Below are 23231 nucleotides of genomic sequence, written 5' to 3'. Positions count from 1 at the left end.
ATGTGTGACATCACATTTAAAGGAATACACTGTTCACAATTTGGGCTTGAGGTTATGGACACCGAAAGGCCCCTTTTTGGTGAATTTAGTGATTCATTTATAAAATTACCAGAGGTTAGTGGCAGTGTAGTGGTAACTGATAATAGTGAAAGTGATATTGAAATTCGCATACAATTCCTACTTACACCGTTGCCAGGTCAAACCTATTATGATGCTTGTCGGGCTTTGCGTGGTTATTTTAAATCATCACAGAAAGAGCGATTAATTTTTGATGAAGATTCAAAGTGGGCATACATGGCCAAGTTTATTTCTAGTGAAGATTTTGAGCGTATCGTGGATGACGGGTTATTTTGGGCAACGTTCCGTTGTTCACCTGATATGGTGGCTGTATGAGTTACGATATTAAGGTTTTAAATCATAGCAATCTATCGCTTATCGGTACGCTTGAAAATGTTATTAACGCAGAGATTTATGAAGTCATCAATGACCAATACACTGCTGACATACAAATGGCTGAAAATATATTCCCCTCCTTTTTACACTATCCTAATTTAGTGGAAATGGATGGGGATTATTTTATTATTGCTGGGGTAGACAAGCAGCGTGATCGAAGTAAAGCAATTAAGCTGATGCTTGAGCATGTAAGTTATGTATTAAATAATCCATCGGAAGCGCCCTTTGTAGCAGAAGATGAAGAAGAATTTTATGAGGGTTCACCACGGAGTATCATTTCGCAATGCTGGGGAATGAACGGATTTCAGATTATTGATTTAGCAGGCGGTTATTATTACTATAGGCCAAGCGCTAAAGGTGGTAGGAGTCGCATTAATGAATTTGCACGCCAAAATGGGTTAGAAGTTGAATATAACAAGTTTGTCATTACGATTCATAACAGACGTGGTGCCAATAATGACCTTATGTTAGAGGTTGGGAAAAACATTCAATCGATTACTCAAAAAATTGATTTAGATGAAAACTTTTCGTTTGAATATGCACATGAAGTAGACATTATCGATTTTAGTAAAATGTCTGGCTCTCAACAGCAAGAAATCGCTTCAGCTGAGCTAGGGGATACCGTTCGCATGATTGATACAGATTTAGCCATTGATGCAACGGAACGTATCGTAGGTAAACGTTATAATCCTTTATTTAAAGAAGTACCGAAGTTGGATGTAGGGCAGGTTATACGTGATATTGTGAATATCATGAATGAAGATAAGGGATATGAAGAGAAAGAAGACCCTACCTTAAATTACTTTTTGCAGAGCTGGCAAATGGGCAAGATCAATTGTATGGCTCTTGATGGAATCGAACTTGGCGAGGAAGAAATCTTACCTGACAATATATCTACCTCTATTGATTATTATATCCAAGGTGAACTAAAAGGTATGTCTTTAAAGGTTAAGCCCCAATACAGTAGGTACCACGTGTACATCAGTGAGTGGTATGAGGACAATCAATATGAAGAATACAAACTTGAGAAAATAGCTGACGTCATGAGTAACTGGACATTTCCAAAACCTAAAATGCAAGCAATCAGTATTACCATAAGTGAAGTGCCTCTCGAACAACTTAATCCAGAGATTCACAAAGTAAGAGATTATGCAGTGAAATTCAATAAAGTTTATATTGACCCGTTACGTGAATTTAAAATTGGTAAGAACAACATGTTAGGCAACAGTAGCTTGTTAATTGACACAGAAGGTGAAAATCTAGAGCTTGATGATTTTTCTGTCAAGTTAAACTATCATCTGATGCAAGAGTACGGAGGTATTAAATTATCATTAAGGCGTGAATTTAGTAATTATAAAATAACTATTGTGACGTTCAGCTCTGATGGTGCCCCATTTGTGTACGATTACGAAACGATAAGAGATCAGTTGCCCAATTGGAAACTGCCGCGTGATGATGCAGAATACTTAGTAGTTTCTGTTTCAGAAGTTCCAAATTCAGAATTTGATCCAACTGTTCATAAGAATGTGGTGTATGGCGTTGCTTTCGAAAAGATACCATTTGAACCTCTGTACGAGTTACGTATTGGAGAAGTAAATTGTTTGCAATTAAATGATGTGTCAGTACCTGCTAGTCCTTCATTAAATGCCATCCAAGCAGAAATATTTTATACAGCATTACTCGAACACAACGGATTACGCTTGACGTTATTAAGAAAATATCGTTCTTATTATGTTGGTATACGTACTTACAGCAGTAAAGGTATAAGAACTAACAGATCATACGAGGGTATAAAGGACTGGACTTTCCCACGCAAAAATGTGATGTACATTGTTATTAGCATTCTTGAAAAACCACCATCAGAATTTGACTCATCAAAGCACAGGCAAGCTTGGTATGCTATTAGATTTACAGCACAAAATGATGAGATTGTTGACCCTGGTTTACTTGGACCAACATATTATTTAGAGTCGGAAACTGTATCAGTAGGTAGTGAAGGGGCTGATTTTCTTTTTACAACTTCCTATGATGAAGTAATTAGTGTGACTACGGGGATTGGCCAGGTAGAACAAACAGAGCCAATAGTAGCACTATGGGAATTAAATAAAGATGATGCAGAAGATAAATATATAGGAGTAAAAATTAAATTAAAAGGACTGAAAAGTGGAAATGTAGATATAAGTGTACAAGCCGTGTGTCAAGAGGGGACAGAGGAAGAAGAAGGAGAGGGGGATTATGTTTAGTGGTGGAACTGGTACAAAAGATGACCCATTTTTAATTAAAACTGAACAAGATTTGCGGGACATTGATAAAAAAAATTTAGATGGAAAATTTCATTATAAGCAAAATGAACATATAACAATAAGCAGTACATGGGACCCTATATGCAATGGCAGTTCAACGCCGCCATTTTGGGGGACATATGATGGTGGGAATTTTGATATTAATGGATTGAATATTGTGAATGAAGAACATTCTCAGGCTGGTTTGTTTGGTTTACTTGATGGTAGTGGCACTATCAAAAATTTGCGATTAATTACACCTACAGTATTAAATAATAAAGAAAATGCATCTTGTGGATCACTAGTTGGATTAGTACTACGGAATGCAAATGTTGAAAATATATCCATTAGTGAGCCTGATGTAAATGATACTAATGGAGGTACAATTGGCGGAGCATTTGGCAATGTACAAGGAGCTAATATAAAGAAAATGGAAGTAGTTAATGCGAATGTGAGTGGTTATTACAATGTCGGCTGTTTTTGTGGAAGTTGTGCTCGTACTAACTATGAAAATTGCTCTGCTACAGGTACTGTAACTAAATTACTTTTGACACCGGATACCACTTACTTGCGAGGTGGTATTTTTAGTGGGAATTCTTATCTATCTGAAAGTAAATATAAAAATTGCTATGCTGCTGGTTTAATTACTGGTGATATGACTAATTTAATAACTGATAAGTGGAGTATTGGGATGTTATTTTTATTAGCATCTAACGATTCGAATGAGATGACATCCTGTTATGGCGATGCTGAAACTCTAATTAATTACAGTTGGGAAGATGATGTTTGGTATAACGATTATGGTGGAGGTGCCTTGGTCAAAGGGACAGACGAGAATATCTATGTATGTATTAAAACTCAAGGTGATCAAGATTATAACTATTGGGGAGATGATTGGACAGAACCTCCAGAACGGTATCCTCCTTTTTATAGAGCTAAACCAATTTCAGGGGAATTGTGGGAAAACTATTGGGAACCTATATTAGGGAATCCTAAGTTTCCAGAAGCTCGCACTACAGCACAAATGAAAACACAGGAGAATTATATAGGTTGGGATTTTGAAAATGTGTGGAAAATCAAAGAAGGCGAGTATCCAAGATTACGTTTTTCACCAATAAGAAAAAGCGTGAAGTGCAAACGGATGCCATTAGCAAACTACAGAAGGTGATAATATGACGAAAATTAATCAAGAAAAGTTAATCCGTGATGCATTGGGAAGCCCTATACCTAGTCAGGGTTGGGATGATGTAAAGGAAGTTTTTATAGTACCAGGTGGCGAAGATATTGATTTTACAAAAAAGAAGCTAATCCGTGATGCAGTTGGCGCAGTCATACCGCAATATTGGGATGGTGAGAAGTTTGTCCCTCAAACAACTTCAGGTGGTAGTGGAGAGCAAGGTCCACCAGGTCCGAAAGGGAATCCTGGGGATTCAGCTTACCAAGTTGCGGTTAAGAATGGCTTTGTAGGCACTGAGCAAGAATGGCTAAATTCACTTAAGGGTGACAATTCTTATCCTGCTGCTGTTGCTGCTGGCTTCAAAGGAACTGAAGATGACTGGAATAAAGTTGTAGCAAACGCTGTTATAAATGGTGGTGGTTCAGGCGGAGCTAGTGGCGTTCCTTTAGGACCTGCTATGAAGACAGAGAAGGTCACTAATGAACCACGTCAAGTTATTACATCACACGGCATTGTATTGGAGGATAAGCTATGATAGAGAAAATTGACTTGCCTGCATTGCATGCAAAAGGACAACTTAAGATAGAATTAGTTGACGCTTCTACTGGTGAATTAGTACAGGAAATCGGGCAGCATAACTTTATTGCAAACGATGTACTTACAACTTTGTTCGCAGCAGCTATTAATAACATCTTCACTTATCGTAGAGCAGTAGATTCGCAAGAGGTACTATATCAATACTACGATATGTTTGGTCGAATAATCCTAACTGACGCAGCGCATCCAGAGGATCCGTCTAAAGAGTGGCTTATTAATGGTAACACTATTGGATGGGCGTCATCTTCTGAGGTATTTACAGGCGCTGATCCTCTAAGAGGTACAGTTAATATAGCAGAAACAGTTAACCGTTGGGGGTATGTAAAACTTGTATTTGATTTCCCTACTAATGCCGCTAATGGTGAAATTAAAAGTGTCTATTTTGGCCCACCAGACGGTAGGGCACCTTACACTAACAATAAGGGGTTTGCACCTTTATCAGGAGCATATGCCGTGTCACATTCAGAAAATAAGTACTACGTTGCAAAATCTTCAGGTGTATATGTATACTCTGACGATTGGGTACTGCTAGGTAAGTTTCCTTGGGAAGGTTTCTCAAACTATTCTGATATTAAACAAAGCTGTATCGTAGATGGCTTTATCTACTTTATATGCGACAAATCAACTTACACAATAATAAAGGCCAGCCTTGACAGTCCAGGAAAAATAACTAAAGTTAAAGACTTTGGTAATGGCTACACCGGAGGTATACTTTATAATGAAAAAACTCAAGAATTTGTAGTTGCAAACTATCCTTCATCTGCGCGTGAATTAATGTACTTTGATCAGACATTTAATGAATTACGCCGAGAGCCTATTCTAACTACTGATCCATCATACAGTAAAGGCCAACTTAGTTACTTTGAAGATGGTATGATTATGGGGAGTTGGTTCGTTAAAGGTGCTAAGGCTTGGAGAATGACTGAAAATAACGTTCTATTAATTCATGATGGTTGGTTATTCTCTTCTGGGTACATGCATAGAAAGATGAGTATGTTCGGTTCTCGCGCACTGTTAGCTAATCCAATTACAAAGACTGATAAACAGGTTATGAAGATCACGTATGAATTTATTCCGCCACTAAATTAAAGGCGGTAAGTATAATGTACTTTCCCAGAGTGAGAATATTAATATGATTTAAGAGAAACGCAGCATAAGCTAGCGTTATTTTTTATGTCTAAAATAGCAGGGAATACTTTCCTTTTGTCGAATTATGGTAAAGACGAAAGGAGGAATTATATGAATTGGGAATATAAAGTTTTTACCTTTATACCGAAAGTAAATGATCGTCAGATTCCGAATGTTGATGAATCATTAATTAATCTTCTAAACGAAAACGGTTCTGATGGGTGGGAATTAGTTTCTGCAATACAGGAAGAATCAAAGAACGACACAAATATCAAATTGTTTTTCAAAAGACATAAAGAATAATTCTTGGCACTCTCAATCGAGGGTGCTTTTTAATATTCAAATGTTTTTAGGAATATGCCTTCCACAATCATCTGTGGAGGGCTTTTATATTGGAAATGAAGGTGAGATCAGTGGTCGAAACAATTAACAATTGGTTACCGATTGTATCAGCATTAATTGCAGGACTTTTATTCATTTGGCGCATTACAAACAATCTAAATAAAACGCTACTTAGTTTAACTAATGGCATAGAAAGATTAAATCAACATTTAAATGAGGTTGACGAAACCTCAAAAGAATCTGCAAAGCGCATCAATAATCATGAAGTGCGAATCGTTGTGTTAGAAAAAGTTGCAGGTATTCAAAAGAATAAAAAGGAGAGTGTACAGCATGAAGATTAATTGGAAAGTACGTTTACAACACAAACAGTTTTGGGTGTCATTAATTGCATTACTACTTGTGCTTGCGAATCAAATAGCGGGCATTTTTAATATCGATATTACAATTTACAACGACCAAGTTACAGCTATTTCAGAGACAGTTCTAAGCATTTTAGGTTTGCTTGGTATTATCATCGACCCAACAACTTCAGGTGCATCCGACAGTTCACAAGCGCTCAATTATGGCGCTCCAAGAAAGGATGAGAATTGAATGGGTAAAATTATTGATATATCGCATCATCAAGGAGATATTGATTGGTCAAAAGCAAGTAAAGAAGTTGACCTAGCTATCATCCGTACTCAATATGGTACAAGTACAATCGACCGTAAGTATGTTCAAAATATCGAAGGTTGTAAAAAATACAACGTGCCATTCGGTGTATACATTTATGTAACGTTCAAAAATAAGACCGAGGCATTGGCGCAAGCAAAAGATTTCTACGAACGTGCAAAAGGTTACAATCCATTGTTTTACGTTGTGGATGTCGAAGAAAGCTTTGGGGCAAACGTGCAAAACATAGTGCAGGGCACACAAGCATTCGTGGATTACTTAAAAGACAAAGGCGTCAAAGTAGGGCTATATACAGGACACCACTTCTACAAGCCTTACAAAATGGATACTGTTAAAAACTATGATTTCCTATGGGTTCCGAGATATAGCGGTACTAGCGCACAAGGGTTAAAGCCTAACTATGCTTGTGATTTATGGCAATACACTGAAAGTGGGGCAGTTACAGGCATAAAAGGTAATGTGGATTTGAATGTTCTTAACGGTTCTAAGCGGTTATCTTGGTTTACCAATAAAAATGAAAAGGATGATGATACAATGAAATTTTCGAATGAGACAACAGAGGCTGCAGTACGTGACCACATTAAACAAACAGTAGACAAAAAGTTGATTGATAAGTCATGGTTAGAGAAATTTGATTCTGGAACTATGACGGTCGGAGATTATGAAGGTTTGAAACTTATCATTGCACAACGTAGTAAATAGAAATAAAGGTCTGAGCTATTTTTATTAGACTCAGACCTTTTGTTAATTATTTCTTATATGTCCACATAATACTAGCTCCACCCAGATTGTAACCATAATCTGTTGAAGTAGTAACTGCACCAGTTAATGTTGAACGGAATGAATGACCATCGAGTTTAGCTATTTGAACTGACCCACTTTGACCAGAAATCTCTTTTCTTCCTTGAGATAATCCACTTGAAATGTCCGTTGTAGTTATTGCTCCTGAAAAAGATTTAAATTTATAACCTTTATTCATAACCACTTTATAACTTATTTTATTACTTTTGTTAACACCAAAATTCACCGTAGCAATTTCTTTCTTTTTAGCAAGAAATGGAGAAAAACTAGGTAAAGCTTCTTCAGAATTTTCGATTTCTGGAGATTGTGGTTCCTCTTCATACTCTAAGAATTCAGCATCTTCATAAATTGAGATACTAACTGATGTTAGAAGCTCATCAGAGTAATCCTCATGATATTCTTCAGCCTGTACATTATTTGTTGGCATCAATCCAATAAATAATAATAAAGTTAGTACTAGTGAAAATAATTTCTTCATTTTCTACCTCCATAAAATATGTATTAATTACAAAAAATAGTATATAATATTATATTGATGTAGTGTATAGAATTGCATAAATAAATGAAGGGGTGTAATATTATGGTAGAATATAAGAATAATGTAGAAATATCTTTTGGAACCAACTCATCACAATTTGATTATATTAAAGAAAATATTAAAGAATTAGTTGGAAAATTTAATTTCAATCATCAACAACTTTCGAAAATATTAGATTTACCAATGAATGATTTGGAAAATTTAATGAATAATAAAGGTAACATTTCAAATGAACAATTTGAAAAAATTGAGAATAAAATAACTATGTTAAATTTTGGGTTTGAAAGTTTTGATGCAAAAGAAAGAACAACAATACTATTAAATGATCTGATAACGAATTACATGTTATCAACTGAAAGTTTATCGAAAATTATTAATGTAGAAGAACATGAACTGATTAATTTCAGACAACATCAATTAATAGACAGAAATATAGAATTGAAGATATGCGTGAATGTCATCATGCTTCATTTTGTATTGCATAACTAAAAGTAGGCCCGGGTACTCAATTAATTTTGAGCCTGGGCTTTTTTGCGTTTCTAAAATTTTTCTTGCCAAAACACAAACGATTGTTCTAATATTAACACAAACAAATGTTCTTATCGAAGAGGTGCATAGGATGAAAAAACAACTAATTAAAGCAATGCAACGTAACCAATTTTTAAATATGATGTACATGGCCCTTTCCTATTGTGCTAAAATATATAAAAAAGCCACTCGTTTGAGTGACCTTTTTGTGTTTACCAAGAACCGATTGTTTTGCCGAAAGCCTTCACCTCATCCGTCATAAATTCAATCTCGGAAGCCACAATCACAGCGTCAGACATAGGTTCATCGTCATTGGGCACGAGTTTATCTGTGTAAACAGTGAACTGCGCAATTTTATTAGCGCCTTGTTTAACGTTTATTCCGATAGTTTTGGCACCCTTTACATCGACTTGTTGTACGAAATCATACACTTGGTTCACGACGTGCTGCGTTGCTAAACCAGGACTAATAGCTTCGCTCATACTGATAATCAGTGTAACATGATTGTTCAAGTCAATGGCATCTGTCACATCAACGGCTTGCGCGTATTCAAAAACAGATGTATTAATAATGGGTTTCGATTTTTCAGCGGTAGTAGGCTCTTCTTTATCAACTTCTTCTTGTTCTTTTGCCAACTTCGCCTTTTCCTCGGCTTCTTTAGCTTTTCGTTCTTCCTCTTCTTTAGCCTTTTCCTCAGCTTCTTTTTTGGCCTGTTCAGCCTCTTTTTCTTTCGCTTTATCTAATTCTTCCTGAGCCTTATCTGTTTCTTCAACTTTTTCTTCACCACAAGCAGCAAGTAATAACGCCGACAGAGCTCCTATGTAGACTAATTTTTTCATATGTAATTCCTCCTTTACATTTACATTTTAGGGAATTTGGAGCGGAAAGTACATATAAAAAAACAGACAACCGAAACAGTTATCTGTCTTCCACAAGTTCTAATATATCTTCTATACGTTTAATGTTGAGTGCTTCGCAAATTTTTGTGATGTGCTCTTTTTTTAAGCTCATTCGTTGGTTATGCACTAATTCACTTACAACAGCTTGCCTTAGTCCTGTCATTTTGACTAGTTCACCTTGAGTCATATTCAGTTCTTCTAATACCTCTTTTAGCTTTACTCGCATTTCCAATATATTCACCTTCCTTCATTTATTATTCCTAATTCTATTATAAAACATTTCCGTTTAAACGTAAATAAAATAGTTGACTTTCCGTCTAAACGTATATAACATGAATATCGATAAGACGTTTAGACGGAAAAACGTCTAAACGGATAATAGGAGGGAAATCAATGAATAATTATTTCAAACTCGAGCAAGAACGATCTAGATTTTTATTAGAGCAAACACTCGTATTATCTACCGTAAAAGGTTATTTGAAAGGAACTATCAAGTACGACGAATCCAGTGAAGTTGTCGAGTATGCAACTAAACTTTTGGGTATCATCGACGAAGGATTAGCAGCTGTAGAAGAAAAGTTTGCTGAAAAGAAATGCGAACACATTAACAATGAAACAATTCCAGTTGCAAATGGACTGGAGACAATTACAGTTTGTTGTGATTGCGGAAGCGAATTGTAATTAATTTAGAAATAGAAAGCGAGGTGAAAACGATGGCATTTGAATATTTAGCAGCATACACAACATTTGATTCAATAGCAGATATGGACAAAAGTGTGGAGGATCACATGGCAACACACTATTATGATTTGACTGAATCTGAACGTGCCATCGTTTTTAAGTTTGCTTCACATTCATTGGAGTATCCAGGAGTATGTCACTTAAAAGCAAGTACTATTGCTGCAGCGTAGGAGATCAGCACAAAGACAGTTTATCGTGCTATTTCAAAATTGGAATCGCTAGGAATCATTAAGAAAGAAACGCTGTAAAAAAGCAAAGGTGGACAAGGTGCAAGCATTTATATCATCTTGCCTTACAATGTCTCACCGTCAATGTCCCAGGGTTCAAATGCTGAAAAGCCTTGTGAGAGTAGTGTTTGCCCTCCACAATCTGAAAACCTATCTTTTAACTCTTTTAATCTTTTAAAAACAAGCAATTAACAAGAAGTATATAATAACGCTCACGCTGAAAAAGAAGCTCGTAAGGAATACATGAATGAGTACCAGGTAATGCTGTTTGATTTCATGCACTCATTGCCTTTACGTGACGATTTAAAAGATCAACGGCACAATTGCATATTAGCTACAAAAATGAACAGTATACGTGATTTTGTGAACGCTAAAGACGTTTTAGCTAACATAATCAGTGATATTGCGAACGGTACATTAACAATTGCAAGTACATTAAGAGCTGTATTTGTAGGGGCATATAGTAAGGCTGTAGAGCGTTCTAACTTGAAGCCTAATAAATCACTATCTATAGAAGAAACCACATCTAAAGAACGTCCAGTGCCTTTCTATAATTGGTTAAATGAAAGGGATAGCCTTCCACAATCAACCTCGCTTTAATGCACTTACTTATTGTCCATCTTATACGATAGTTATTGATGCACTTCCGAAACCTTGTACTGTATTGACTAGGGAACCAGTTCCTGTTGCAGTAGCTGAGAACACCATTAGTAAAAGATCACCAGGAGATACTGGTACTGGTGCAACGTTTATAGTGCCATTTGCAATAGTACCTGGTGTTACTGTTGTGAGAGACGGTGTTAAATTAACAAGTGCTGTCGTGGGGCTGAAAGTATTGCTTCCCGCAGGCGCACTGTAAATTTGAGCTGTGATGGTTACTGTTCCTGCAAAGGTTACAGCACTGGTTGAAGTGAAGGAAGCTGAAATTGCAGTAATATTACCTGCTCGTGAAACGGAAAAAGCTTCCGTTCCTGTAATCACTACTATAGTAGTACCAGTGAGAGGTACTGAAAGAGTAGTGCCAAATCCTAGAGTACTTACTGTTCCAGCTAAACCACTATCCAGAGTGTCCATAGTTACAGGATTTATTCCTGAAGCGTATGGGATCATGAAACCAGTAGCTGTCGGTGGAGTAATGCATGCAGCATCAATACCAACAAATGGTCCTGCATTACATTCCACTTTTTTTTCAGATGGGCAATTGCATCTGCAATCCATAGAATTATTGCTACAATTTCTACACATTTTTACACCTCCTTTTCCCCCTTAGTCTATTCAGTGAAGGGGAGTGTTAATGGGTTATCATCTAAGTACATGGTGTTAATTTAGACAATAAATCATTCTAAAAAGAGAAAATATAAATGACTCATTTTGAATATATGGATCAATATGAAGAAATGAAAAAAAAAAAGCCGTCCACGACTGTTAATAAAGTTGTTGATAATAAAAATGTAGTAGTGCCTCGTAAAGGTTGGGCGTGTTGTACGGAGATAAGAAAAAGACCACTCCGTTTGAGGGTGGTCTTAATTGTACTTCTCTTCAAATATCATTCTAAAAAAAGTGACTAAAAAAGTGACTAACTAAACAGTTTAAAATAGATACAAATGATTTTAAACACTTCTGATAGTCCACAAAACAGCAATAAATAGGCGTTTTAACAATAAGGTAAATTGAAATAAAATAGGAAAACTTCTATATTAATAAATGCTTCAATCGTCCATCCGAGGGAGATTGTGCGCCCATAAGGGTTTATAAGGAATCTGCTTTCGCACAGCAGTAGGGAAATATCACAATCTGTACCCTATCATCAGCCAACTTATCTGAAATGGAAACTAATCAGGGAGTGTAGCATGTTGGAAAAGCCATAAGTTACTTAATGACCAAAGTACGACTGAATGGCGAGATGAATTGTATAAATAAGGATAAAGGCTAAACTGCTTGAATGATAGCTCAAGGGGGACTACGGGGACCTTTAGTGGGAGGTCATGATTTACGCTATTTGAAATGTGCATTGTTCTTATAAATTTCGAGAATGATGATGTGATACCATTTCACCTAACTTTCGTATAAAAGTAACGAGCGAACGTCATATCCGACATTATACATGCGATAAGTCTTTATAAATCTAAATGGGGATTACCTAAGTCAGAATGCCTATGGGCTATGTGTTTAGACACTGAATATCTGATATGGTAACGGAGCTCTCGTAGTAATCCGAGCTAGGGAAAGCCTAGTACATGGTGAAGGGGAGCAGTTTACGCTGTTAATACAAAATTGGAAAGGAGCGGAGGCTCTATGAGAATTCCAAAAGTAGTATTAAATCGTCTAACTACCAAAGCAAAAGATGAAAATTATGTATTTGAATGGCTGTATCGTAACTTATACAACAAAGAGTTCTATTTTGAAGCTTACGCTAAATTGTACAAAAACAAGGGCAGTAATACAAAAGGTATCAATGAAGATACGATTGATGGCATGAGCGTAAAGCGTATAGAAAAGCTCATTGAGAAATTAAAAAATCAAGCGTATCAACCAAATCCAGCACGACGGACGTACATCCCAAAGAAGAACGGGAAAACAAGACCGCTTGCCATCCCTATTTTCGAGGATAAACTAGTCCAAAAAGTTGTTCGGCGATTACTTGAAAGCATTTATGAGCCGCAGTTTTCAGTACACTCTCATGGATTTAGACCAAATCTTAGTTGTCATACAGCATTAAAAGAAATCCGTAATACTTTTACGGGAACTAGATAGTTTATTGAGGGTGATATTAAAGGATTCTTCGATAATATAGACCATCATGTGTTAGTTAGCATTTTAAGAAGACGGATTCACGATGAAAAATTCATCAATTTAATCTGGAAATTTTTACGAGCAGGTTATGTAGAAGATTGGGTGTTTCATAAAACTTATAGTGGTGCACCACAGGGAGGAATCATCAGCCCTCTGTTATCGAATATTTATTTAAATGAACTCGATAAATATGTGGAGCAATATATTGAAAGCTATAACAAAGGTGACAAACGAGTACACAATTTAACATATCATAATCTTGCTTCTAAGATTAATCATCGCAAAAGTAAGAATAAACGTGATTGGGCGACCTTATCCGAAGAGGAAAAGAAAGAACGCTTAAAGGGATTAAAAAACCTTTATAAAGAACTGCAAAGCCATGATAGCAAAGACCTTTTTGACCCAAATTACCGACGTCTAAAATATGTTCGTTATGCAGATGATTTTATACTTGGCGTCATCGGAAGTAAAAAGGAAGCTGAACAAATTAAACAAGACTTGACAATGTACTTAAAAGAAAAGTTAAGGCTAGAATTAAGTGCTGAGAAAACATTGATTACTCATAGCAAGAAGAATGCCCGTTTTCTTGGGTATGATATTCGTGTCGTAAGAGATTGGCATCGAATGAAAATGCCAAACGGAACCAAAAAGCGTAAATTCAACTATCAAACAAAGCTTTTCGTTCCACATGAAAAATATATTCAAAAGCTCTTACAATTAAACGCGTTAAAAATAGGAACGAATAATGGTTGGAAACCTATTCATCGCCCATATTTAGTGCATAATGACGACCTTGAAATTATTCGTACGTACAATGCAGAAATAGAAGGCTATTACAATTACTATCGCCTAGCGAGTAATGTACATGTTTTACAGTCTTTCCGTCAAACGATGAAATACAGCATGATTAAAACGTATGCGAATAAATATAAGAGTACCGTTAGTGAAATTATCACTAAATATAAGATTAATGGGGAATATGGCATTCGATATGAAGCAAAAGAAGGTCCGAGAATTGCTTATTTTACAGAGCAACGAATGGAAAAGAACGATGTGATTAAACAGCCAACAGTTGATATAGTTGAAAATACACTAATTTATACAGGGCGAACAAGTCTGATTGACCGATTACTTGCCGAAAAATGTGAATGGTGTGGTGTATCAGGTGTATCACTTGAAATGCATCATATTCATAAATTGAAGAATTTACAAGGTAAGAAAAAATGGGAACAGAAAATGATAGCTCGTAGACGAAAAACAATGGCTTTATGTATATCGTGCCATCACGATTTGCATAATGGCAAGTTAGATTAAAGTAAATGGAAAGCCGTATACTCTGAGAGGAGTACGTACGGTTTGGAGGGGAGTTCTTGGAAACCTAATATAGAAATATACCAAGGCGCTGGGTTCTCACCCTACTTTCGCGAGGCTGTAAAAAGATCGGCAGCTTCTATAATTTGTGCACATAACCATCGTGCGACACGTTCATAACTGAAAAGGTTATGCACGCTGTCCGAACGTCGCAAAGACAAGTAAGAGAGTCGTGAACTCTTCGCTCGATAGGTGGAATGAGAGGGTAACGTCTCAAAACGCCTACTCTAATACTCCGACATGCGTTATTCAAAGGTGTCATTGAATAGGGTGTGAAGCTCGGTGAAGTCGGTTGAACGCTACCGTAGTACTAGAAATCTTAGTACCGAAATGCACCTAGAGGTAGGGGCTGTAGCGGATAGGTCGGGGGTCGTTAAAAACCTAATATGGTGAGAATGTGGTAAAACACTGACGAACTAGCGAATGTACTATCTGTGAGTGGCGAGCACTTAGAAATGAGTGGGCTTGTTGAAAGAGACAAGCGCGTTCCGTGGGCGAGTAAGTATGGTGGTTTCGAAAGCTCCATGCACCGTTATAGGCGGTGGAGAGGATGTCAGGTAAGAGCTAGCACCTAAGTTAGGACATAGATAGAGTGAAGGGAACGTGGAAAGCTACCAACATGGAGCGGACACACGCAATGAAGTGGTGGAAAGGAAAAGAGGCTTCTCTATAACTTTCTTTTATGGTAGTGAGAGTAGAGGCATGAGCGTTGAAGTTTCTGTAATAGAAATGGAGCGATAGCCTCAAGTCGTTTGTTTACGTGATTTTAACTCAAACCTTCAAGGATTCTCGTATGACTAAAAAGGTCACGAGCCAACAAATGGAGCGTGATGCACCTTGAGCGAAAACTTCAAAAAGATTCCTAGAATGAAAAATACGAGACTTCGCCATGCCGAATATTATGGCATGACCGAAACATTTGATGCATTGTATGCACAAAGCAAAGAAAACCAACCATTTAAAAATTTAATGTCGATAATCACATCTGATGATAATGTTTTACTCGCTTATCGCAATATCAAACGTAATAATGGGAGTGCAACAGCGGGTGTTGATGGTGTGACAATTTATGATATTGAAAAATTGAGTACGGATGAATTTATCAAAACGGTTAATAAACGCTTTTGTCATTACAATCCACGCCGTGTAAAACGCGTGGAAATTCCAAAGCCGAACGGGAAAACGAGACCACTTGGTATTCCATCGATGTGGGACCGTATTGCCCAACAATGTATCCTACAAGTATTAGAGCCGATATGTGAAGCGAAGTTTTATAAATATAGTTTCGGGTTTCGCCCGACGAAATCCGCTGAAAATGCCATTTCAATAGCGGCTAGTCGCATCAATAATAATCAGATGCAATACGTTGTAGACATTGACATCGAAGGTTTCTTTGATGAAGTGAAACATACAAAATTAATGCGTCAAATTTGGACGATAGGTATTCAAGATAAGCAGTTACTCGTGATTTTACGGAAAATGCTAAAAGCACCTGTTGTTTTACCGAATGGCGACATTACGTATCCGACAAAAGGTACACCCTAAGGAGGCATACTTTCACCGTTACTTGCGAATATCAATTTAAATGAATTTGATTGGTGGATTGCGAATCAGTGGGAAAGTAAGAAGTGCCATTCCATTAACGACTATCTTAATAAGAAAACCGGTCTATATAGCCATCAATATCGTTACCGACAACTTCGAAAGACGTCAACGCTAAAAGAAATGTATATAGTGCGCTACGCAGACGATTTTAAAATCTTTACTACGTCACGCGCAAATGCGAAGAAGATTTTCACCGCAAGTAAAATGCGGTTAGAAGAACGATTAGGACTTTCTATTTCGGAAGAAAAATCACAGATTACAAACTTGAAAAAGAAAAGCAGTGAATTTTTAGGGTTTGACTTGAAGATGGAACGAAAAGGCTATGACCGTGTTGGAAATAAGAAATTTGTTTGTCAATCGCACATCACCGAAAAAGGCAGAAAGCGTATTAAAGACCAATTGAAAAATCAAATCAGTGCCATCCAACGAGCACCTTATGGGACAGAACTTATAAAGCAACTTCAAATCTACAACAGTATGGTCATTGGTATTCATAATTACTATCAAATCGCCACGCAAGTCAATGCGAGTTTGATACCGATTCAATATCAATTGACACAAGTAGAGCGACACCGCTTTAAACATTTGTCTTTAAAGAAACGCTCAAAAGGATACCGTATCACTGATAAAGGCATTCGACCGTACTTAAAGTCAGAAATGACGAGGTATATCAATGATTACCCCATTATTCCCATTGGCTTTATTCGAACTAGAACGGCATTGATGCCGAAAAATGGCGTTTGTAAATTTACCCCTGAAGGTCGTGCATTGATTCACCGAAATCAACGCAGTGTACCTGAATGGCAGCTTCAATGGTTACGGGAACACCCCATCACAAGTGAACGTGCAACCATTGAATTAAATGATAACCGTATATCCCTATTTGTCGCACAAAATGGGAAATGCGCTGTCATGGGTGATGAATTAATTTTAACCGAAATGGAATGTCATCATAAAACATTATGGTATGAAACGAAGGATGACCGATATGTGAACTTGGTCTTGTTATCAAGAGATGTACACAGACTCATTCATGCGACATCCGACGAAACCATTCGAAAATATACAGATATAGTGAAGCCAAATGACGAACAACGAAACAAAATCAATCAATTAAGAAAAATGGTTGGAAACGAAGCAATTTAACACGTAAGGAACAATGAACAAATCGTGGTTTGAGAAAAATGAAAGAACGTAACGAACGATGGAACGCCGTGTGCGATGAAAGTTGCATGCACGGTGTGGAGCAGGGGAAAAGGTGGCGATAATTTCAAAGTCTTACCTATTGCTATCTAGTGGCGTTCCAACACCTAGTGATGAGGATATTGAAGTGACGAGAAGAATTATAGAGGCTGGTTATATTATAGGCATTGAGTTAATCGATCATCGTGCGCGTTGTTCCTAGACAATCTGCATAGTAATATGCAATAAAACTAGGCAAAGTTATTTAACTTTGAACTTTACGCTTGAATAGGCTGGGGAAGTACCAGCTCATTATTAAATGTTGGTAATAATGCTCTGAAACTCCGACATGCGGAAATGGTTAACTACATGACCGTATGAAGCTCGGTAAAGGCGTTGAAAAGCAGACCTGTGAAGCGGTTAGTGAAGTAAGCGGGAGGCTATAAGTCTACTATGCTGACACACCAGGAATCCTCGTACGTACGGCTCGTATATTAGGGGGAAACGAATCTGAAGTTTCTCGCTTTGGTAATTCAAAGTTTAATCGTGGATTTAGTATTGATGGTTGCTAGATCTGTACTACTCCAATAAAGGAATAGTGTCTTGCGTCCTTCCAACAGCGGACAAATAGATGGTTAACGGGTTAAAGAGGACAGCTAAGGTAGAAATGGAAAGCTAAAGTGTAAGGAACAGCGGAACCTCGGAAGATAATGTTAACGGTAGTTAAATCGAAGGTGTCTAAATTGTAGGAAATGACAATTGAATTTGAGGGGCAGCAGCCCGTAGTAGCGAAGAAATTTCTGTAATGGAAATGGAGTGAAGGGGCATAGTCATTTTGATTAGTTAAATTAAATCAACTTTAGGAAAATGTAGAGTTTGTATGGGGGAACTTTGGGGTGATGATATACATATTCATCATGTTAATCCAAAACTCCCAATAGATGAAGTAAATCGAGTACTCAATTTAGCATCCCTCTACATGTCAAATGTCATCAAATGATTCACAGTGCTAAGGATTATTCGATGGTTGGAAAGACAGTATGGGAAAAAATTCTTGGTTTTAGAGAAAAGTTGAGATTAAATTAATAATTCGAAATGATGGAACGCCGTATGAGGTGAAAGTCTCACGTACGGTGTGAAGTGGGGGGAAAGAGCTCCTACTGAGTAATGTTGAGGTTGTCTCTTACCTATCACTATTCATCATCGGTGATCATCAGTTTATTAGTTTGAAAGAAAAAGGTTATTTTTAACTCTGCATGCATTTTGCAGAGTTTTTTACGTTTTAGTCTATATATCGATAAAAATCGCTGACTCTATGAAAGGGAAGGGTAGTCGCGAAAACGTTCAAAACTGACTATAAAGAGAGGCGTCGGAACATTTCGGGAAGCCTCTCATTTTTTCACACCCTACTATTTGTGTAGAATCAAATCTCTTCGTTATTTTAAAAATAAATATTTTGTATTTTTTTGCGAAAAGCTAAAAATGAAAGCGAACCTTTTTTAATATAAAACGTTATTGTATTCGTAGAAATGTCTATAATATTCACAAAAATTGGTAGCCTATTACACGTTGTCTTACAAGAATAAAAATTATATGCTAATCTATACGTACTGTTTTTGTTTGGGAGGGAATTAAAATAGTATCTTTTCCGCGAGAAGAGGTATGTGGCACTACAAATTCTTGCGTTTTTCCGTTATAATGAACGGTATGATTTTATTTTTATTCAAAAAAAGACTCTCACTTCAATAGGTGTGAGATAAATGAGTGTGTAGTTTTTTCGATAGGTGGTTAACGTCGATTGAATGAAGATAAAGCTTCCGGGTATAAATATGCGCCGGGGTGTAATGATGTCAACGAAAGTATGGCTTAAATAGAAAGGGAGTACACAATTTGTTTGGATTAGGAAGTAAAGATGTCGGGATTGACCTCGGCACAGCGAATACATTAGTGTTTATTAAAGGGAAGGGAATCGTTTTACGCGAACCTTCAGTCGTAGCAAAAAATACAAAAACTGGAGATATTGTTGCAGTTGGTAATGATGCAAAAAATATGATTGGTCGTACACCTGGCTCAATCGTAGCAATCCGTCCTATGAAAGATGGCGTTATTGCTGATTTTGATATTACTACAGCAATGATAGAATACTATTTAAAAGAAGCTTCTAAGAATTCTGGTGGAAATTGGAAGAAACCGAATGTTATGATTTGTGTGCCTTACGGTATTACATCGGTTGAACAACGTGCGGTTATTGATGCTGCTCGCCAAGCGGGTGCTAAAGATGCATTTACAATTGAAGAGCCATTTGCAGCAGCAATCGGTTCGAACTTACCAGTATGGGATCCAACAGGGTCAATGGTCGTTGATATCGGTGGTGGTACAACAGAGGTAGCGGTTATTTCATTAGGTGGTATTGTAACAAGTGAATCCGTGCGTGTTGGTGGGGATGCAATGGACCATTCCATCATTTCGTATATTCGTAAAACGTATAACTTAACAATTGGTGAACGTACTGCAGAAGCAGTAAAAATGGAAATTGGTACAGCGTTGGCTGAGGGTCCAGAAGAAAAAATGGACATTAGAGGTCGCGATCTTTTAACAGGTTTACCTAAAACTATCGAAATTTCTTCACAGGAAATCTCTGAATCTTTACGTGAAGCGGTAGCATCTATTATTGATGGTGTTCGCAAAACTCTTGAACAAACACCTCCTGAATTATCTGCAGACGTAATGGAACGCGGAATTGTACTAACAGGTGGTGGTGCCTTATTAACAAATTTAGATAAAGTTATTAGCCAAGAAACAAATATGCCAGTATTTATCGCAGAAGATCCACTGGACTGTGTTGCTATTGGTACAGGCAAGGCTCTAGAACATATTGATTTAATTCGTCAACAACAAGTTAAAGGGTAAGGAGGTTTAGGCAATGCCACAGTTTTTTTTCAATAAGAAAGTAATTTTACTGCTCGTGGGCATGGTTTTTCTTGTGGCATTGATTAGCTTCTCATTACGTGATCGGACGAATGCAACTTTACCAGAGCAAATTATTAAAGATACTGTCGGCGTCGCACAATCTATTGTTGCGAAGCCGGCGAATTATATTACTGGTGTTTTTAATAGTATGGATTCCCTCTTAAACACGTACGAAGAAAATAAACGTTTAAAAGCACGCTTAGAAGAGTTTGCAGCTGTACAAGCTGAGGCAACGGATTTGAAGTCTGATAATAAAAAGCTTCAAGAGCTTCTCGATAAATCGGAGAACTTAAAAGCATTTAATCCGATTCATGCCACAGTTATTGCTAGAAATCCTGACCAGTGGGAAGAAAAAATTATTTTAGATAAAGGATCTTCACACGGTGTAGAAAAAAATATGGCAGTTATGACAGCGAAAGGGTTAGTCGGTAAAATTACATTAGTGACACCTTTCACCTCTGAGGTAGAGCTTTTATATACAAATAATCCAAACTATCGTGTTTCTGCGATGGTTTTAGGAGATAATGAAGCATACGGTTTAATTGAGGGCTTTGATAAAGAACGTAATAAACTCATTATGAAGCGAATCGATTCTAGTTTAACAGTTAAAAAAGGCCAGCAAGTCGTTTCATCAGGACTTGGCGGCATTTTCCCAAAGAATGTGCCAATCGGAGAAATTACTGAAGTAAGTACAGATGATTATGGCTTAACAAAAATGGCCTATGTAAAACCATCTGCTGACTTTTCAATTTTAGACTATGTTGTTATTGCTAATCGTTCCACTACTGTGATAGATGGGTCGGATGGTAATGCAACGAACAAGGATTTAACGAATCCGCCAGAGGCGAGTGAAGAGGAGGAAAAATGATGGTTCGTTTTCTCATCCCCTCTGTGGCGGTTTTATTATTTTTACTAGAACCAGAGTTTGCAATGCTTTCACCTATTGAAGTGAAAGGACAAATTTATTATTTAGTGCCAAGATTTTTAATCTTATATTTAATATTTATATCCATTTATTACAGCCGTCAGCGAGCGGTAATGTATGGACTTTTTTTTGGTGTCTTGTATGATGTGTTTTACATTGATATTATTGGATTATATTCAGTACTATATCCTCTTATTTGTTTTTTAGCAGGGTCTATTATGAAAATTATTCATCAGCACTTAGTTGTGACAACGACGATTTCAGTTGTTTTAGTAGCAATTTTAGAATTTATACTCTATCAATTCTTCTATCTTATCGACTTTACAGCGATCCCATTATCGGATTTCTTACGTTCACGACTACTGCCAACGATCATTGCTAATGCACTATTTTTAATGATTCTTGGTTGGGCCTTCAAATATCTAATTAATGCGCGTGTCTTACAGAGAGCACGTGAAGTTTCTTAACAAAGAGCAACGTGGGGTGAGGCATTCATGAAAAAACAGTTAGTTAATATGAAGGGAACAAAGGATGGATTTGTTCTTCGTTTAGATGATCAATGTGCGTATGTCGATTTAGTAGAAGAGCTTAAAAAGAAAGTGTCAGAAAGCGGTATCGATAGCAAAGTAGATGTACAATTATATTTAGGCTATCGATACTGTTCTGATGAACAAATTAAAGAGCTTATTAAAATTGTTCAAGAAACAGATCAACTAATTGTCTCAAAGGTGCAAAGTGAAGTACTGACTGTCCATGAGAACAACCAGAAAATGATTGAAAGTCAACAAGATACATATATAGGTGTGGTCAGATCGGGTCAGATTCTGCGTTCGCCAGGAGATATTGTTATCGTGGGGAATATCAATCCGAACGGACGTGTAGAAGCTGGTGGCAATGTGTATGTCCTAGGTAGACTCAAAGGAATTGCACATGCTGGTGTTCATGGTAATAAGGAAGCAATCATTGCAGCATCTCGTTTTGAAGCCACACATATCATGATTGCTGATCAGGTTCAAACAATGTCAGATGAACATGTAAAAGGAATTAATCAGGAAGAGATGACTTGTGCATTTATCGGCTATGATGGGCGCATTACGTACGATCAAATTCATGCGTTAAAAAATATTCGACCATTGTTAAATGGGTCTAAGGGAGGAAGCTAGTGTGGGTGAAGCGATCGTCATAACTTCAGGTAAAGGCGGTGTCGGAAAAACAACGACAACGGCTAACCTTGGAACTGCATTGGCTCTACAAGGTAAAAAAATATGTTTAGTAGATACTGATATTGGTCTACGTAATTTGGACGTAATTTTAGGCCTTGAGAATCGAATTATTTACGATTTAGTAGATGTTGTTGAAGGGCGCTGTAAGATTCATCAAGCGTTAATAAAAGATAAACGTGTAGATGAGAAACTATTTTTATTACCTGCTGCTCAAACGACAGATAAAAATGCTGTTAAACCTGAGCAAATGAAGAGCTTAGTAGAGGAATTAAAAAGAGACTATGATTATGTTTTAATAGACTGTCCTGCTGGCATTGAACAAGGCTATCGCAATGCTGTCGCAGGTGCAGATCATGCAATTGTAGTAACAACACCAGAAATCTCTGCTGTGCGTGATGCAGATCGAATTATTGGCTTACTCGAACAGGAAGAAATTTCTGCACCTAAACTAATTATTAACCGCATTCGCCAACATATGATGAAAAGCGGCGATACTTTGGATGTAAATGAAATTACAACACATTTGTCTATCGATCTATTAGGGATAATCGTAGATAGTGAAGAGGTTATTTCATCTTCCAATAAAGGTGAACCAGTAGTAATGGACCCTACTAATAAAGCATCTCTAGGTTATCGTAATATTGCCCGACGTATACTAGGGGAGTCTGTTCCACTTATGGCAATTGAAGCGGAACATAGAGGTGTATTTTCAAAACTTAAAGCGTTATTTACAAGATAATCATCAGCCTTTTCGTGCATTTGTACGAGAAGGTTTTT

The 23231-nt window shown here is 37.0% G+C and carries 23 protein-coding genes and 2 pseudogenes; 21 read left to right on the top strand and 4 right to left on the bottom strand.

From position 1 onward, the window contains the following. The 9 genes from FJQ98_RS20440 to FJQ98_RS20400 all read left to right on the top strand — a co-directional run bounded on the left by FJQ98_RS20440 (position 1) and on the right by FJQ98_RS20400 (position 7353). Complete coding sequence (locus FJQ98_RS20440; protein WP_053596124.1) at positions 1 to 393, top strand: distal tail protein Dit; 393 nt, start codon at positions 1 to 3, stop codon at positions 391 to 393. Further along, positions 390 to 2696 (top strand): phage tail family protein, encoded by a 2307-nt coding sequence (locus FJQ98_RS20435; protein WP_053596125.1) that lies wholly within the window; start codon positions 390 to 392, stop codon positions 2694 to 2696. The genes FJQ98_RS20440 and FJQ98_RS20435 overlap by 4 nt, the downstream gene beginning before the upstream one ends. Continuing rightward, a complete protein-coding gene (locus FJQ98_RS20430; protein ID WP_053596126.1) occupies positions 2689 to 3903 on the top strand; it encodes a hypothetical protein in 1215 nt (404 codons plus the stop codon). The genes FJQ98_RS20435 and FJQ98_RS20430 overlap by 8 nt, the downstream gene beginning before the upstream one ends. A gap of 4 nt (positions 3904 to 3907) precedes the next feature. Further along, a complete protein-coding gene (locus FJQ98_RS20425) occupies positions 3908 to 4447 on the top strand; it encodes a hypothetical protein (protein WP_053596127.1) in 540 nt (179 codons plus the stop codon). A gap of 14 nt (positions 4448 to 4461) precedes the next feature. Beyond that, positions 4462 to 5598, top strand: a complete 1137-nt coding sequence (locus FJQ98_RS20420; RefSeq protein WP_143114943.1) for a hypothetical protein — start codon at positions 4462 to 4464, stop codon at positions 5596 to 5598. A 150-nt stretch (positions 5599 to 5748) separates the two neighbouring features. Beyond that, on the top strand, positions 5749 to 5940 hold the full coding sequence (locus FJQ98_RS20415; RefSeq protein WP_053596129.1) for a DUF4177 domain-containing protein: 192 nt from the start codon (positions 5749 to 5751) through the stop codon (positions 5938 to 5940). A gap of 89 nt (positions 5941 to 6029) precedes the next feature. Then, positions 6030 to 6320, top strand: a complete 291-nt coding sequence (locus FJQ98_RS20410; RefSeq protein WP_053596130.1) for a hypothetical protein — start codon at positions 6030 to 6032, stop codon at positions 6318 to 6320. Next, on the top strand, positions 6310 to 6570 hold the full coding sequence (locus tag FJQ98_RS20405) for a phage holin (RefSeq protein WP_053596131.1): 261 nt from the start codon (positions 6310 to 6312) through the stop codon (positions 6568 to 6570). Before FJQ98_RS20410 ends, FJQ98_RS20405 begins: the two co-directional genes overlap by 11 nt. Next, positions 6571 to 7353 (top strand): GH25 family lysozyme, encoded by a 783-nt coding sequence (locus FJQ98_RS20400; protein ID WP_082340245.1) that lies wholly within the window; start codon positions 6571 to 6573, stop codon positions 7351 to 7353. Between the two features lie 46 nt (positions 7354 to 7399). Here FJQ98_RS20400 and FJQ98_RS20395 read toward each other — a convergent pair whose 3' ends face one another. Beyond that, positions 7400 to 7930, bottom strand: coding sequence for a hypothetical protein (locus tag FJQ98_RS20395; protein WP_053596132.1), 531 nt, complete (start codon positions 7928 to 7930; stop codon positions 7400 to 7402). 102 nt (positions 7931 to 8032) lie between these two features. Between FJQ98_RS20395 and FJQ98_RS20390 the strand changes: the two genes are divergently transcribed. Continuing rightward, positions 8033 to 8479 (top strand): HTH domain-containing protein, encoded by a 447-nt coding sequence (locus FJQ98_RS20390; protein ID WP_053596133.1) that lies wholly within the window; start codon positions 8033 to 8035, stop codon positions 8477 to 8479. Positions 8480 to 8730: 251 nt separating this feature from the next. Here FJQ98_RS20390 and FJQ98_RS20385 read toward each other — a convergent pair whose 3' ends face one another. Both FJQ98_RS20385 and FJQ98_RS20380 read right to left on the bottom strand, forming a co-directional pair. After that, positions 8731 to 9357 carry a hypothetical protein gene (locus tag FJQ98_RS20385; protein WP_053596134.1) on the bottom strand — a complete coding sequence of 209 codons (627 nt, stop codon included), beginning with the start codon at positions 9355 to 9357 and terminating at the stop codon, positions 8731 to 8733. A gap of 79 nt (positions 9358 to 9436) precedes the next feature. Further along, positions 9437 to 9643 (bottom strand): helix-turn-helix domain-containing protein, encoded by a 207-nt coding sequence (locus FJQ98_RS20380; protein ID WP_075807310.1) that lies wholly within the window; start codon positions 9641 to 9643, stop codon positions 9437 to 9439. A gap of 167 nt (positions 9644 to 9810) precedes the next feature. Between FJQ98_RS20380 and FJQ98_RS20375 the strand changes: the two genes are divergently transcribed. The 3 genes from FJQ98_RS20375 (at position 9811) to FJQ98_RS27020 (ending at position 10985) form a co-directional block, all read left to right on the top strand. After that, positions 9811 to 10098, top strand: a complete 288-nt coding sequence (locus FJQ98_RS20375; protein ID WP_053596136.1) for a hypothetical protein — start codon at positions 9811 to 9813, stop codon at positions 10096 to 10098. Positions 10099 to 10130: 32 nt separating this feature from the next. Then, the gene (locus tag FJQ98_RS20370; protein WP_053596137.1) at positions 10131 to 10328 is read left to right on the top strand and encodes a hypothetical protein; all 198 of its coding nucleotides are present in this window, start codon (positions 10131 to 10133) and stop codon (positions 10326 to 10328) included. Between the two features lie 318 nt (positions 10329 to 10646). After that, the gene (locus FJQ98_RS27020) at positions 10647 to 10985 is read left to right on the top strand and encodes a hypothetical protein (protein WP_053596138.1); all 339 of its coding nucleotides are present in this window, start codon (positions 10647 to 10649) and stop codon (positions 10983 to 10985) included. Positions 10986 to 11006: 21 nt separating this feature from the next. On the opposite strand, the gene FJQ98_RS20360 is transcribed toward FJQ98_RS27020, so the two are convergent. Then, positions 11007 to 11630: an exosporium glycoprotein BclB-related protein gene (locus tag FJQ98_RS20360; protein WP_053596139.1), complete on the bottom strand. Its 624-nt coding sequence runs from the start codon at positions 11628 to 11630 to the stop codon at positions 11007 to 11009. Between the two features lie 1050 nt (positions 11631 to 12680). Here FJQ98_RS20360 and FJQ98_RS20355 point away from each other — a divergent pair. From FJQ98_RS20355 to minD, 8 genes and pseudogenes are all read left to right on the top strand, one after another. After that, positions 12681 to 14492 (top strand): annotated as a pseudogene (locus FJQ98_RS20355) (reverse transcriptase/maturase family protein). Positions 14493 to 15386: 894 nt separating this feature from the next. Beyond that, a pseudogene (ltrA, locus tag FJQ98_RS20350) lies at positions 15387 to 17300 on the top strand (group II intron reverse transcriptase/maturase). A 112-nt stretch (positions 17301 to 17412) separates the two neighbouring features. After that, positions 17413 to 17559, top strand: coding sequence for a JAB domain-containing protein (locus FJQ98_RS20345; RefSeq protein WP_053596141.1), 147 nt, complete (start codon positions 17413 to 17415; stop codon positions 17557 to 17559). A gap of 1667 nt (positions 17560 to 19226) precedes the next feature. Beyond that, a complete protein-coding gene (locus FJQ98_RS20340; protein WP_053596142.1) occupies positions 19227 to 20246 on the top strand; it encodes a rod shape-determining protein in 1020 nt (339 codons plus the stop codon). 13 nt (positions 20247 to 20259) lie between these two features. Continuing rightward, positions 20260 to 21174 carry a rod shape-determining protein MreC gene (mreC, locus tag FJQ98_RS20335; RefSeq protein WP_053596143.1) on the top strand — a complete coding sequence of 305 codons (915 nt, stop codon included), beginning with the start codon at positions 20260 to 20262 and terminating at the stop codon, positions 21172 to 21174. Beyond that, complete coding sequence (gene mreD / locus FJQ98_RS20330) at positions 21174 to 21698, top strand: rod shape-determining protein MreD (RefSeq protein WP_082340247.1); 525 nt, start codon at positions 21174 to 21176, stop codon at positions 21696 to 21698. Before mreC ends, mreD begins: the two co-directional genes overlap by 1 nt. A 27-nt stretch (positions 21699 to 21725) precedes the next feature. After that, complete coding sequence (minC, locus tag FJQ98_RS20325; protein WP_053596145.1) at positions 21726 to 22394, top strand: septum site-determining protein MinC; 669 nt, start codon at positions 21726 to 21728, stop codon at positions 22392 to 22394. A gap of 1 nt (position 22395) precedes the next feature. After that, positions 22396 to 23193, top strand: coding sequence for a septum site-determining protein MinD (gene minD / locus FJQ98_RS20320; protein WP_053596146.1), 798 nt, complete (start codon positions 22396 to 22398; stop codon positions 23191 to 23193). The last annotated feature ends 38 nt before the right edge of the window (positions 23194 to 23231 follow it).

The sequence above is a fragment of the Lysinibacillus agricola genome (assembly GCF_016638705.1).
GTDB lineage: Bacteria > Bacillota > Bacilli > Bacillales_A > Planococcaceae > Lysinibacillus > Lysinibacillus agricola.
Note: the sequence above shows the minus strand (reverse complement) of the source record. Positions and strands in the feature narration are given on the sequence as shown.